This is a genomic window from Mesorhizobium xinjiangense (genome assembly GCF_009749525.1).
GTDB lineage: Bacteria > Pseudomonadota > Alphaproteobacteria > Rhizobiales > Rhizobiaceae > Mangrovimarina > Mangrovimarina xinjiangensis.
In genome coordinates, this window is record NZ_WOAC01000029.1 from 1 (window position 1) to 12,882 (window position 12,882).

At 66.3% G+C, this 12,882-nt stretch carries 11 protein-coding genes; 4 read left to right on the forward strand and 7 right to left on the reverse strand.

Annotated elements, in window-relative coordinates; all coding sequences use genetic code 11:
* The first annotated feature begins 131 nt into the window (after positions 1 to 131).
* From GM909_RS22765 to GM909_RS22775, 3 genes are all read left to right on the forward strand, one after another.
* A complete protein-coding gene (locus GM909_RS22765) occupies positions 132 to 1,388 on the forward strand; it encodes an aminopeptidase (RefSeq protein WP_157019509.1) in 1,257 nt (418 codons plus the stop codon).
* Positions 1,389 to 1,617: 229 nt separating this feature from the next.
* Positions 1,618 to 2,817, forward strand: coding sequence for an FAD-dependent oxidoreductase (locus GM909_RS22770; RefSeq protein ID WP_157019510.1), 1,200 nt, complete (start codon positions 1,618 to 1,620; stop codon positions 2,815 to 2,817).
* Between the two features lie 9 nt (positions 2,818 to 2,826).
* Complete coding sequence (locus GM909_RS22775; RefSeq protein WP_157019548.1) at positions 2,827 to 3,180, forward strand: YbaN family protein; 354 nt, start codon at positions 2,827 to 2,829, stop codon at positions 3,178 to 3,180.
* Positions 3,181 to 3,204: 24 nt separating this feature from the next.
* Here GM909_RS22775 and GM909_RS22780 read toward each other — a convergent pair whose 3' ends face one another.
* The gene (locus GM909_RS22780; RefSeq protein ID WP_235912032.1) at positions 3,205 to 4,344 is read right to left on the reverse strand and encodes an acyltransferase family protein; all 1,140 of its coding nucleotides are present in this window, start codon (positions 4,342 to 4,344) and stop codon (positions 3,205 to 3,207) included.
* Positions 4,345 to 4,463: 119 nt separating this feature from the next.
* On the opposite strand from GM909_RS22780, the gene GM909_RS22785 reads away from it, so the two are divergent.
* Positions 4,464 to 5,264, forward strand: coding sequence for a metallophosphoesterase family protein (locus tag GM909_RS22785; RefSeq protein WP_157019511.1), 801 nt, complete (start codon positions 4,464 to 4,466; stop codon positions 5,262 to 5,264).
* A gap of 15 nt (positions 5,265 to 5,279) precedes the next feature.
* Here GM909_RS22785 and GM909_RS22790 read toward each other — a convergent pair whose 3' ends face one another.
* The 6 genes from GM909_RS22790 to GM909_RS25870 all read right to left on the reverse strand — a co-directional run bounded on the left by GM909_RS22790 (position 5,280) and on the right by GM909_RS25870 (position 12,788).
* Complete coding sequence (locus GM909_RS22790) at positions 5,280 to 7,592, reverse strand: polysaccharide biosynthesis tyrosine autokinase (protein WP_157019512.1); 2,313 nt, start codon at positions 7,590 to 7,592, stop codon at positions 5,280 to 5,282.
* 142 nt (positions 7,593 to 7,734) lie between these two features.
* Positions 7,735 to 8,631 (reverse strand): UTP--glucose-1-phosphate uridylyltransferase, encoded by an 897-nt coding sequence (locus GM909_RS22795; protein WP_157019513.1) that lies wholly within the window; start codon positions 8,629 to 8,631, stop codon positions 7,735 to 7,737.
* A gap of 61 nt (positions 8,632 to 8,692) precedes the next feature.
* On the reverse strand, positions 8,693 to 9,643 hold the full coding sequence (locus tag GM909_RS22800; RefSeq protein ID WP_157019514.1) for a glycosyltransferase family 2 protein: 951 nt from the start codon (positions 9,641 to 9,643) through the stop codon (positions 8,693 to 8,695).
* Positions 9,633 to 10,592: a glycosyltransferase gene (locus tag GM909_RS22805; RefSeq protein ID WP_157019515.1), complete on the reverse strand. Its 960-nt coding sequence runs from the start codon at positions 10,590 to 10,592 to the stop codon at positions 9,633 to 9,635. Before GM909_RS22805 ends, GM909_RS22800 begins: the two co-directional genes overlap by 11 nt.
* Positions 10,589 to 11,599, reverse strand: coding sequence for a glycosyltransferase family 2 protein (locus tag GM909_RS25865; RefSeq protein WP_198174367.1), 1,011 nt, complete (start codon positions 11,597 to 11,599; stop codon positions 10,589 to 10,591). Before GM909_RS25865 ends, GM909_RS22805 begins: the two co-directional genes overlap by 4 nt.
* A 13-nt stretch (positions 11,600 to 11,612) precedes the next feature.
* Positions 11,613 to 12,788, reverse strand: coding sequence for a glycosyltransferase family protein (locus GM909_RS25870; protein WP_198174368.1), 1,176 nt, complete (start codon positions 12,786 to 12,788; stop codon positions 11,613 to 11,615).
* Between the last annotated feature and the right edge of the window lie 94 nt (positions 12,789 to 12,882).

Here is a 12,882-nt window from a genome sequence, read left to right on the forward strand (position 1 = left end):
GCCAAGGCACCTTTGCTCTCCTCGCAAAGGCCAAGAAGTGTTACCCATGTCTCCGGAATGAACTGTCACCCTTCTCTCGGGAAGGACAAATCGGCCCCTTATCCGCAGATCAGCATCACGGGATTGAACCCATGACCGACCATCTTCACCCCGACGAAGCGGCGATCGACCCGGTGAAGCTCGACAGGCTGGCCGAGGTGGCGGTAAAGGTCGGGCTGCGGCTGCAACCGGGCCAGGACCTGATGCTCACCGCGCCGGCCGCCGCCTTGCCGCTCGTGCGCCGGATCGCCCGGCACGCCTATGAAGCGGGCGCGGGGCTCGTCACGCCGATCCTCTCCGACGAGGAGACCACGCTTTCCCGTTTCCGCTGCGCTGCGGATGCAAGCTTCGACCGGGCGCCGGCCTGGCTCTATGAGGGGATGGCCAAGGCGTTCTCGGCCAACACGGCCCGTCTCGCCATCGGCGGAGACAATCCGATGCTCCTTGCCGGCGAGGATCCGGAGAAGGTTTCGCGCGCCAACAAGGCCAACTCCATTGCCTATGAGCCGGCGCTCGAGAAGATCGCCGGCTTCGACATCAACTGGAACATCGTGGCATATCCCGGCACCGCATGGGCTGAGCTGGTATTCCCCGCCGACGAGACAGGCGCGGCGGTCGCCAAGCTCGCCAATGCCATATTCGCCGCCTCGCGGGTCGACATGGATGATCCGGTTGCCGCATGGGATGCCCACAACAAGGCGCTGCGCGAAAGAACGCAATGGCTCAATGGCGAGCGCTTCCAGGCCCTCCACTTTCGCGGCCCGGGAACGGATTTGACGGTAGGCTTGGCCGACGGCCATCTGTGGCAGGGCGGCGCCTCGAGCGCCAAGAACGGCATTGTCTGCAATCCCAACATTCCGACCGAGGAGGTGTTCACGACACCGCACGCGCTGAAGGTGGACGGCCATGTCGCGAGCACCAAGCCGCTTTCCTACCAGGGCACCCTGATCGACCAGATCGCGGTGCGCTTCGAGGCTGGCCGTATCGTGGAGGCGAACGCCGCGCGTGGCCAGGAGGTTCTGCACAAGGTGCTGGACACCGACGAGGGCGCACGCCGGCTCGGCGAGGTGGCGCTCGTGCCACATTCGTCGCCGATCTCGAAGAGCGGCATTCTCTACTACAACACGCTTTTCGACGAGAACGCCTCCTGCCACATCGCGCTCGGCCAGTGCTACGCCAAGTGTTTCGTGGACGGCGACAAGATGACGCCCGGCCAGATCGCCGAACGGGGCGGCAACAAGAGCCTCATCCATATCGACTGGATGATCGGCTCCGGCGAGATCGACATCGACGGCATCCGATCGGACGGCAGCCGCGTTGCGGTGTTCCGCAAGGGCGAGTGGGCCTGAGGTCCATCAGCGCCGGAGATTCGCACGCCTCGCGCATCGAGGCGCATTCGGGCGTTGCCCCGCGAGGACGGAGCCGACGGGACCTTCGTCTCCACAGCTGCCGCATGCGGCACAATCTCCCGCATCGCTTGTGCGGGCTGGCGCCGCCGCCCATCTGTGCCAGGATGGCCGGTCTGGAAATCCCGACACGCTGCGGCAGCGGTGACGGGCGAGAACGAAGGCGCACACTGTGGCAGGACAGGATTGCTGCATCGTTGGGGCGGGGCCGGCCGGGCTCATGCTCGGGCTGCTTCTCGCCCGCGCCGGCGTCGAGACGACCGTGGTCGAAAAACATGTCGATTTCCTGCGCGATTTTCGCGGTGACACGATCCACCCCTCGACCCTCGAAGTGATGAGCGAGCTGGGCTTCCTCGGCGAATTCCTCGAAATGCCGCACCAGAAGGCGCCGAGCCTGCATGCCGAGATCGCCGGCCGCTCGGCGACGATCGCCGATTTCTCGCGCCTGCCGACGCGCTGCAAATATATCGTCTTCATGCCGCAATGGGATTTTCTGTCCTTCCTGGCCGGCAAGGCGCGTGCCTTTCCGACCTTCCGCATGGTCATGAATTGCGAGACGACCGGCCTCGTCGAGGCGGACGGTCGAATTGCCGGCGTGCGGCTGCAGCATGGCGACGGCCGCGAAGAGACGCTTGCCGCCACGCTGACCGTCGGCGCCGACGGACGCCAATCCGTGGTGCGCCGGGCGGCCGGTCTCGAGGCCGAGGACCTTGGCTCCCCGGTCGACGTCTTGTGGATGCAGCTGTCGCGGGCCAAGGACGATCCGCAACTGCCGATGAGCCATGCCGGACCGAGCCAGGGCCTGGTCATGATCGATCGGGGCGATTACTGGCAGCTCGGCCATGTCATAGCCAAGGCCGGTTTCGCCGAGACGAAGGCCGAAGGTCTCGCCGCGCTGCGCGCCCGGCTCGCCGAACGCGCGCCGCTGCCCGCCTGGCGCTTCGACGAGATCACCACCTGGGACCAGGTGCATCTCCTGGAAGTGCGGATGGATCGCCTGCGGCAATGGTGGAAACCCGGCGTGCTGTGCATCGGCGACGCCGCCCACGCCATGTCGCCGATCGGCGGGGTCGGCGTGAATCTGGCCATTCAGGACGCGGTCGCCGCGGCCAATATCCTCGCCGCGCCGCTTGCCGAAGGCCAACTGACGACGGCGCATTTGCGCGCGGTGCAGGCGCGGCGCAGCTTCCCCACCAGGGCGACGCAGAAGGTGCAGCGCATGATGCGGCGCAAGCGCAAACCCGACGGCGAGGAAGCGTCGCGATCCCGCCCGCCGGCCTTCCTGCGCGCCATCGCCGGCTCGCGGCTCCTGCCGCATCTGGCCGGACGGCTGATCGGTATCGGCTTTCGGCCCGAACATGTCAGGACATGAGCGGCCATGATGCGGGCCGTCTTCCTCGCCCTCGGCCTCGTATTCGTTGGGCTCGGCTTCGTCGGCGCCTTCCTGCCGGTGCTGCCGACGACACCGTTTCTCATCCTGGCGGCGGCCTGCTTTGCGCGTTCCTCGCAACGGCTGGAAAGCTGGCTGCTCGAGCACCGGCGATTTGGACCGGTCCTGCGTGAATGGCGGCTGCGCGGTGCCATCCCTCGCAAGGCGAAACTGATGGCGCTCGCCGGCACCAGTTTCGGATTTGCCTGGTTCATGCTTGGAACCAGCCCCGGCCCGGCCGCCGCGATCCCTGTCGGCCTCCTGATGCTGGGCGGGCTGGCCTATGTCTTTTCCAGACCGTCATAGGGCCTGTGGAGGGTCGCAGCAGCGTCATCCGGCCTGCTGCAGCGCCGGGCGGCTTTTCCACGGCGGCACGGTGTGGCCGGCGTTGAAGAAAAAGAGCAGCACGTTGGACGACCTGATCAGCTGAAGCCCGATGACGGCGGCGACGACCGCCAGAACCGGCAGGGTGAAGAAGGTGATGGGGAAGAGGTCCGAGCCGTAATTGCCGAAAAAGCGGCGGAAGACGATGCCGGCGAAATTGAACAAGATCGCGTGGCTGCAGAACAGGACGAAGACATCGGGCTCGAGCCTGTAGAACAGCGGCGCGCTGCCCGTGCCGCGAATGATTGCCGTCAGCCGCCAGAAACCCGCCGCCATGGTGATGCGCAGGAGCGTGTCGAGCCCCAGCCGCAGCGTCTCCATCCCGGCAAGCGAGATGCGCTCGATGCGGATGGTGAGGAAGACCGCCACCATGACGCAAAGCCCGATTGTCAGCAGCGCACTGACGCGATCCATGCGCGCTTCCTGCCACCCGCCGATGCGCAGTTGCATGCCGGCGGCGAAGAACAGCAGGAGCTGCGGCCTTTCCATGATGTGCCAGTCCTGGCCGAAGACGGCAAAGGCAAGCAGCGCGGCCCATGCGACCAGCGGCAGCCGGCGCAGGCCGAAATAGAGAGCCGGGGCGGCAAGGCAGCACACGAACAGATCACGCAGGAACCACAAGGGCACGACGAGCGGCCATTCGGTCACGCCGAACAGGGCGTTGACGATGCCCATGACGTCGGGCCGCGGCAGGTCGCGCACATTGCCGCTCAGGGCCGCATAGGCAAGAAGCAGCACGAGCATGGCGAGGTTCCACGACACGAGCGGCACGATCAGCGTCTTCACCTTCGAGACGATAAGCCGCCGCGTGCCGGTCTTCAGGAGACTGGAGACGATGAAATAGCCGGACACGATGCTCAAGAGCGAAACCGAACTCAGCCCGATCATGCGCGTCAGGATGAAATAGACGATATCGAAGGCGCCGGCGTCGCGGGCATACACGTTCTCCGCGATACCCGCCTGCACGTGGACGAAGGTCATGAAGAAGATGCACAGCACCCGCGCGATCTTCACGCGTTCGGAAACGGCTTGCGAAACGGGCGCAACGCGGCCGCCGGCTGCCTCTGTCTGATGTGTCAATGTCAAGCTGGCCTCCGCATCGCTTCCTCTCGCCGGCGTGCCCGACAAGCCGTCGGTCCGGCCTGGCGGCGCCGCCGCACGATTGCCTCTTGCTTTGCCGGACAAACACGTGAGAACACCGCCAGGTGAACGCGAAACGATTTGATCCCGCCAAGACCCTCCGGCGTCTCCTCGGACGAGGCGGCCGGACTGCACGCCCCCGACGCCCACGGCTGCGCCTCGACACGAGCAGCAGCGCCGTCTACGCCGTCGGCGACGTGCATGGCTGTCTGGACGAATTGCTGGCGCTGGAACGCCTGATCGGCACCGATGCCGAACAATTGCCGCCGTGTCCCAGGCTGATCGTCATGCTGGGCGATTATGTCGATCGCGGCCCGGCCTCCGCGCAGGTCCTCGACCATCTGACGGAACCGCCGCCGTTGGGCTTCGAACGCGTCTGCCTGGCCGGCAATCACGATCTGATGATGCTCGACTTCCTGGAAGGGCGGTGTGAATTGTCGGCGTGGCTGGCCATGGGCGGCGAAGCAACGCTCGCCTCCTACGGGATCGATGTCTCCGGGCTGGGGCGGGCCAGATTCCGCCGGCAGGTGGAAGACGCCGTCAGGCAATCCATTCCCGCCGCGCATCTGGCCTTCCTGCGTGGTCTGCCGGTGCTGCTGGAATCCCCGAAGTTTCTTTTCGTCCATGCCGGCATCCGCCCGGGCCTGCCGCTTGCCGGACAGTCCGACAACGATCTCGTGACCATTCGTTCCGCCTTTTTCGATCACGCGGCCCTGCTCGAGCGTTATGTCGTGCATGGCCACACGCCCGTTGCCCGGCCGACGCTCGAAGGCAGACGGCTCAACCTCGATACGGCAGCCTTTTCGACGGGCCGGCTGACCTGTGCCCGGCTGTGGAACAAGAAAGCGCGTTTCATCACCACCTGACGCCCCTCGCACCCGTCAGCCCTTGGCGTTGAGATCGACCGTCTCCGTGTAGTAGCCGGAGTAGCGATCCAGATATTGCTCGAAACCGCCCGGCACGCCGTAGCGCGTAAGCTTCTTCATGTCGGTCTTGTTGAGCATGACCCCCAGCAGTTTGGCCGCGATCTGCGGCTCGTCCTGCAGGGAGGAGCGCACGAGGGCGCGCGGCGTCTGCCCCCATTCGGCGACCAGCACGAAGCCATCGGCCAGCGGGGCGAATGCCTTGGCGTCGATCACCGGCGCGAGCGGTGGAAGATCGACCACCACGTAATGGAAGGAATTGCGCGCATCCTCCAGCAGGTCGCGCATGCCGGAACCCGATATCAGCTCGCTCGTATGCGACAGGCGCCTGCGCGACGCCGCCGGCAGGATCGCCAGCCGCGTCTTGCGATCGACCTTGACCAGGCTTTGCCAGCGCTGCTCGCCCAGGACCGCGTCGACGAGACCCGTTTCGGCCGTCAGGGCATAGGCCCGGCTCAATCCCGGATTGCGCAGATCGCCGTCGACCAGCAGCGTGCGCGCGCCGCTGGCCGCAAGCAGCCCGGCGAAATTGGCCGCGACCGTCGTCTTGCCCTCATGCGGCAGCACCGACGCAAACGCGATGACCTTGCACGGCTGATTGTGCAGCACGACGTCCGCGGCCAGCTTGGCATTGCGCAAAGTCTCGGCGAAGGACGAGCCCGGCGCATTGACCGCCACCTGCAACAGCCAAGGCGCCGGCAGCCCCTGCGCGGCGTCGGCCGGTGCGGCGGCGCGCCGGGTGACATCCGGCGCATTCGGGACGAGCGGCAGATGGCCGAGAAAATTCGCGTCGAGCGCCGAGCGGACGTCCTCGGCGGTGCGGAAGAAGCGTTCCCGGAACTCCTGGAGCGCGGCGACACCGGCCCCGGCAAACAGCCCCAGAACGAGCGAGAAGGCCAGGCTGAGCGATTTGCGCGGGCTCGACGGCACCGTCGGATTTGTCGCGGCCGAGATCACGCGCGCCTTGGCGATGGGGAATGTGCGCTGCTGGGAGGTTTCCTCGTAGCGGGCAAGAAAGTTCTGATAGAGCGTGGCGAGGGCCGTCGCCTTCTGCTCCAATTCGCGCAACTTGACCAGCGCCTGACCGTCCTCGGAGGAGTCTCCGGCCATTTCGCCGAGGCTCGCCGCGAGCGACTGCTCGCGGGCCCTGGCGACCTCGTACTCGTTGCGGTAGCTCTCGGTGAGACGGCTGAGTTCCTGGTAGATCTGCTTCGTCAGCTCCTGCTGCTCGCGCCGCAGGCTCACGGCCTGAGGGTGATCGGCGTCGAACCGGTCGACGATGTCCTGCTCGCGCTTGGTGACGGCGAGATAGCGCTCCTTCATGTTGGCAAGCGCAGCGCTGTTGGCGCGGTCGGCGGGAATGGTGGCGTTCTCGACCGCGTTTTCGGGACCGCTGTCGATGATCGATTTGTACTGTTCGTAGCGCGCCCGGGCATTCGCCGTTTCGGCCCGCGCCAGAACAAGCTGGCTGTTGAGATCGGACAGCTGCTGCTCGCTCAACAATTCGCCGCGTGCGGCGGTCAATCCGTGCTCGGCGCGAAAACGCTCGACCTCGAGCGCCGCCGCCTGGGAGCTCTCCTGCAGATGGTCGAGCCGCCCCTGCATCCAGACCGTGGCGCGCTCGGTGGCGTCGAAGTTCGCCTCGAGCTGGTCGGAAAGATAGGCATCGGCATAGGCCCGCGTGATGGAGCCGGCCAGTACCGGGTCGTTGGATGAGAAAGCGAGATTGATGACGAAGCTGCGGCCGACACGCTCGACATGAAGCGCATTCTGCAAGAGAGCAACGGCGCGGCCCTTATCGGCCGCCTGCTGCTGCTCCGCCGTCAGCTCCCGATCGGCGCTGACAAGCCCGAGCAGCGATTTGACCTGATCCTTCGCCCAGGCAAGCGGAGCCTGTGGCGGGTTGAGAAAGGCCTCGTTTTCGTCCAGTCCCTCGGCGTCGACGACCACGCTAGCCAGGCGGGCCGATTTCAGGATCTCGACCTCGCTCAGGATCATCGAGTCGGCCTGCAGGCGCGAGGCCATTGTTTCGTCGTCCTGCGCCAGCTTGGCGAGATTTTCGTCGATCAGGATACGTGTCGCCGCCGTGTAGATCGGCGGCGTGAAGAGGAGATAGGTCACGCCCAGGGCCATGCCCAGAACAGCCCCCAGGGCGACCAGCTTCCATTGCCGCCGGACGATCGCAAACAACCGGTCCAGGTCAATGAATTGGTCGGCCTCTTCCGGCGCGGACGATATCGTGCTGTTCAAAGGGATCGTTCTCTGGTGCATGTCAGCGTCGGCGCGGGGCGCCCATTTCCTCTCGATGCATTGTGTCTTCCCTTCCGCCAGCGGCAGGGTTGCGATGCGGGCCGGCAAAGCCGCATCGCGGGCCCCGCATTCTTACGGGGTCTGCGGCGGCGCTGCCGCTGTCTCAGGCGGCTTTCCCGCGACGCTGATGCGCCGCGACCATCTGCTCGATCGGCTCGAATACCCGCCCGTTGATGTCGTCACGGGCCAGCGCGAAGGCGACATTGGCCTCGATGAAGCCTTCCTTGGAGCCGCAGTCGAACATGCGCCCGTCGAACGGTGCGGCGAAGAAGTCCTGCGTGGACGACAGGCCGACCATGGCGTCGGTCAGCTGGATCTCGTTGCCGGCGCCGCGCTTCTGCGTGCTGAGAACGTCGAAGATCTCCGGCTGCAGCACGTAGCGGCCGTTGATGTAGTAGTTCGAGGGCGCGGCGGCGGGAGCGGGCTTCTCGACCATTTCGGTGACGGAAAAACCGCCGCCGACGGCGTTGCCCTTGCCGACGATGCCGTATTTGTGCGTCTCGGCGGGGTCGCACTGCTCCACCGAGATGACATTGCCGCCCGACTGCTCGTAGAGCTCGACGGCCCCGGCCAGGCAGCCACGGTCGCCGAAGGACACCATGTCGGGCAACAAGAGCGCAAAGGGCTCGTCGCCGATGATATCGCGCGCACACCAGACCGCGTGACCAAGGCCGTTCGGCGCCTGCTGGCGGGTGAAGCTGATCGTGCCGGGGCGCGGCTGCATGGTCTGCAGCTTGGCAAGCTGCTCGACCTTGCCGGACTGGCTGAGCGTGTCGAACAGTTCGGGCTGGATGTCGAAATAGTCCTCGATCACATGCTTGTTGCGCCCAGTCACGAAGACGATGTGCTCGACGCCCGCTTCGAGCGCTTCGTCCACCGCATATTGCACCACCGGACGATCGACGATCGTCAGCATCTCCTTCGGCACCGCCTTGGTGGCGGGCAGAAATCGCGTGCCGAGACCGGCAACCGGTATCACCGCTTTTCGAATTCGCTTCATCGGTTTCCCTCTTGTTGACGCCTGTGGTCCCGCCCAAAAGACGTGTGTTTGTGGCCTGCCTTCAGCCGTGGCGGATGGCTGGCGGCGTAAATCCGAGCCGGCGCAACCTGGCGCCGATCGGCATGCGAAGATGGATAAGCGCGGCCGGGCGGCGCGCGGCGGCCGCCAGCGCGCGCAACGGTTGGCCGGCCTTGAGATGCTGCACCAGTGCCAGGAAGGCGGCGGCTTCGCGCAGGCTGCGGCGGCGCTCGGCAAAGGCGGCGCGCGCTTGCTTGTCGAGCCGGAAGCGGCGCAGAAAGGCGGCGTCGCCCGCCATCATCGCCTCGACATGATGCGGCCGGAGAACGCGCGAGATCGAGCCGGCGCGCACATGGTAGACATATCCGGACGCCGGCTCGACAACGCAGCGTGCGCCCGCGGCAAGGGCCGAGGCCAGGAAGATGAAATCCTCTCCGATGCGCAGGCTCTCGTCGTAGCGGATCGCGTGCCGCTCGATGAAGGCGCGCTCGAATACCGGCTTCATGTAGCCGTAATTGAAGGTCGAGCGGAAAACCATGTTGGAGCGGGCATAATCGGCCAGGCAGATCTCGCGAACCGCCTGCAGCCGGGCCTCGTCGAACATCGTCGTCGTCGCGCCGGCCGCATCGTCGACCACCTCCAGATTGTCGACGACGATCTCGGCATTCGCTTCTTCGGCGCGCTCGATGAGACGCGCCATGCGCTCCGGATTGACCGTATCGTCGGCGTCGAGAACGGCCAGCCACCGTCCGCCGGCCACGGAAAGCGCGGCATTGCGCGCGCCGCCCGGGCCAGCATTCGCCGGCAAGCGCACCAGTTTCACGCCCCGATCGGCATAGGATGCGGCAATTGCGGCGGTGCGGTCGGACGAGACATCGTCGGCCACGATCACCTCGACCGTGACGCCGCGCTGGGCCAGCGCGCTGTCGATGGCACGGGCGAGCGTCGCCTCGGCGTTGTAGGCCGCTATGATGAAGCTGACATCAGGCTGCATGGCCGCTCGCGCCTCCCTGCAGCACCTGCCCGTATTGGCGGATTTCGCGCATGCCGGCCAGCCCGCTCATCGCGCCGACATGGAGCAGGCCGCGCAGCAGATGGCGGTTGCGCCGGGCCGGCATCACGACAAACGGCACCGCAGCCGCAAAACAGTAGCCCGCCTTGCCGCCCGCCAAAGCCCATTGCATGACGCGGCCGGCCATGCCGCGCCCGCGGCAAAGCTGGCGGCCATGCGTCTGGCCCATTCTGAAGCGGCGCCTGGCCAGCCAGGCAAAGCTTGCCCTTGATGCGGGAACGACTTCCTCAACCCAGGCATCCGGCGCAAAGGCGATCTTGCCGCCCGCCTCATGGAGCCGGCTGAAGAAATCCGTGTCCTCGCCGCCCGACTGGCCGAGCGCCAGATCGAACCGCCGGCGCGCGAGGGCCGGAGAGGTGAGCCGCAACAGCACATTGCACGTGTAGCCGGTGCGGATTTCGCCGCCGACCCAGACCGGAGCGGTGGAGTGGAAGTCGCCATCGCGCATCCAGCGCGGCGCGGCCACATCGTAATGCGCCCTGACCGGACCGAGCACGGCGGCGACGCCGGTCTCCTCGGCCGTCGCCAGCAAGGCCGCGAGCCAGGCCGGCGAAGCGGTCTCGTCATCGTCGATAAAGGCGGCAAAATCGCCGGTGCAATGGTCGAGGCAGGCATTGCGGGCAATCGAGATATTGCCGGCCGGGGCGTGCACGTAGCGGATCGGATGGGGCACCGTCTCCGCCAAGGCCGCAACGCGCTCACGCGCGCTCGGCGTCATGTCGTTGTCGGCCACGACAATGCCGAGCTCGACATCCGGCGGCAGTTCGAGCGCGGCAAGCGACCGGATCGTCTCGACGAGCTGCGCGCGGCGAAACGTGCAGACGCAGACGTCGATGCGCCTGGCCGGCCCGCCTGTGAGGGAGCCGGTCATGGCGAGATCTTCCTGCGCTTGCGCCGGACGACGAGTTGCGTCCAGAACCCGGCCGACCACGCCAGATGCATGATCATCGCCGGAACTCCGGCGAGCGAGGCATGCGGATTGCGCTGGCCGATGCCGAGGATGACGCCGTAGCCGACGCACAGCCCGGCCCAGGCCGCCGCCGGCAGCAGCGCCCACCAGTGGATCAGGGCGAGCGACGTGCCCCCCACCAGCGGCATGATCGCCAGCGGCAGCGCCTGGCGCACCTTCGGCCATGTGCGATGCTTGATCAGGTTTCGCGCCCGGCCCTTCCCGTAGCCGAAATACTGGCGAAAGAGGCCGCTTGCGGTGGCACGTGGAAAATAGGTCATGACCGTCCTGTCCGTCATCCAGATGCGGTAGCCGGCCGTGGTGAGCCGGTGATCCAGTTCGGCATCCTCGTTGTGGGTGAATGTCTCGTCGTAGCCGCCGACGGCTTTGAACGGCGCGTTACGCATCAGCGCATGGTGGCCGTGGTCGGTCCAGTGGCCGCGCGCCCCGGCGCGATGGCTGGAGCCGCCATTGCCGAGCTTCGAGTTCTGGGCGAGCGCCGTCGCCTTCTGGAACAGGCTGCGGCCTTCCGTGTTCATGGCGACGACGACCGAATCGGCGCCGGTGCGTTCGGCATCCTCGACGAGCCTGTCGCAATAGTCGTCGGGGTAATCCCCATGGGCGTCGATGCGAATGAAGACGTCGAAGCCCGCGCCGTATGTCTCCACCGCCAGATTGACGGCGGCGCTCTGAATGCGTTTCGGATTTTCCAGCAGCACGACGCGCCCATCGTTCGCCGCGATCGATCGGACGATCTCGCAGGTTGCATCGGTACTGCCCCCGTCGACGACGACGATCGTCATGTCGAGCCGCTGTGCCGACGGCGCCAGCCGGTCGAGCAGTTTGCCGATATGGGCCGCCTCGTCGAGGCAGGGAATGACCGCCATGCAGCGCCGGTCGGCCTTATCCGTGATCCTGTCCGCCTTCATTGTCCTCAAAACCTCATGCAGCCAGCATCTCACGCGCGCCGTCGGCTCCGGACGCGCAGATATCCTCGAGCCGCGCGACGAATGCGCGGCAATCCTCGCGCCGGTGAACCCAGCTTGCCGGATCCTGCGCCGCCAGTGATCGGCGCATGCCCTCATAGGTGTCGGCATCCATGCGACCGAGGCGCTCCGACAGGTCTTCCTGCGACGCCCCGGAGAGCCGAAGCCCCAGGCCGCGTTCGGCCAGGACCCGGCCCGTCTCGGTCCGCTCCATGGCGATCGGGATGGCGCCGTGGCGGCACCCTTCATAGAGCCGGTTGGGCAGCAGCCAGTCGGAATTCAGCCCTTCCTCGAAGAAATCGACGGCCCAGGCGAAATGCACCTCGCCATAGATCGCCGCCAGATCCTCGGGATTGCGGTAGGGGCCCTCGAAGCGCAGGTACGGCTCGGCGGCAACGAAACGGTCGAAATCCTCGAACTCGGAATAGGCCGGGCGACCGCGCAGCACGATCTCGAAGCGGCCTTCATGGCGGCGCGAGAACTCGGCCAGAAGCGCCAGCGACTTGCGGCAGCGCAGCGCGCCGAACCAGCCGATGCGCCACGGCTCACCGGCCTGCGGCGCGGGTCGACCGTCGGCGGGCTGAAGCGCGTCGCTGCGAAGGTCGAGAACCTTGTTTTCCATCAGCAGGAGCGGCAGGTCGAGCGGCTGGATACGGTCGAAATATTCGCGAACGAACGCCGGCGAACTTGTCATCAGCAGCACGACATTGCCGGCGAAGCGCCGCTCGGCCTGGCGTAGAGCGCCGCCGACCATGTCGGAACGCAGCATCAGGCGATGGATGTCCAGGCATTCATAGACGATCGGCACATCGCCGCCGAAGATGGCGTTGGCGCGATTTGCCAGCGCCAGCATTTCCAGCGTGCGCGCGACGATGATGTCGGGCCGCGGCATCGCGCGCAGCTTGCCGCCGAGGCTGCATGCGGCCCGGCCGACGGCGCGCAGCCGCTGAGCGAAGCGCCCGTCCTGCGTCGTGCCGATCTCGATTGGCGCAACGCCGCGCAATTCCGCAACGGATACGCCACGCCGGAAGCCCGCAATGGTGACGTTCGCACCACCGGTCTGCAGCATGACCAGCCGGCGGCGGACGGCCGGGTCGGATAGATCATGAACGAGATAGAGCACGTTCAGCATAGGCAAACCGTCATGGCCTGCCCCCCGGAGGGCGAGGTTAGGGCAGGTCTTTTTGCATTGCAATATGTTATGCTGCAGCGAAACATTAGCATGT

What these genes read in the sequence shown, in the direction of transcription:
- GM909_RS25870 (WP_198174368.1), bottom strand. Translation starts at nt 12,788, where the DNA reads ATGCTGAACGTGCTCTATCTCGTTCATGATCTATCCGACCCGGCCGTC.
- GM909_RS22775 (WP_157019548.1), top strand. Translation starts at nt 2,827, where the DNA reads ATGCGGGCCGTCTTCCTCGCCCTCGGCCTCGTATTCGTTGGGCTCGGC.
- GM909_RS22765 (WP_157019509.1), top strand. Translation starts at nt 132, where the DNA reads ATGACCGACCATCTTCACCCCGACGAAGCGGCGATCGACCCGGTGAAG.
- GM909_RS22795 (WP_157019513.1), bottom strand. Translation starts at nt 8,631, where the DNA reads ATGAAGCGAATTCGAAAAGCGGTGATACCGGTTGCCGGTCTCGGCACG.
- GM909_RS22790 (WP_157019512.1), bottom strand. Translation starts at nt 7,592, where the DNA reads ATGCACCAGAGAACGATCCCTTTGAACAGCACGATATCGTCCGCGCCG.
- GM909_RS25865 (WP_198174367.1), bottom strand. Translation starts at nt 11,599, where the DNA reads ATGAAGGCGGACAGGATCACGGATAAGGCCGACCGGCGCTGCATGGCG.
- GM909_RS22805 (WP_157019515.1), bottom strand. Translation starts at nt 10,592, where the DNA reads ATGACCGGCTCCCTCACAGGCGGGCCGGCCAGGCGCATCGACGTCTGC.
- GM909_RS22800 (WP_157019514.1), bottom strand. Translation starts at nt 9,643, where the DNA reads ATGCAGCCTGATGTCAGCTTCATCATAGCGGCCTACAACGCCGAGGCG.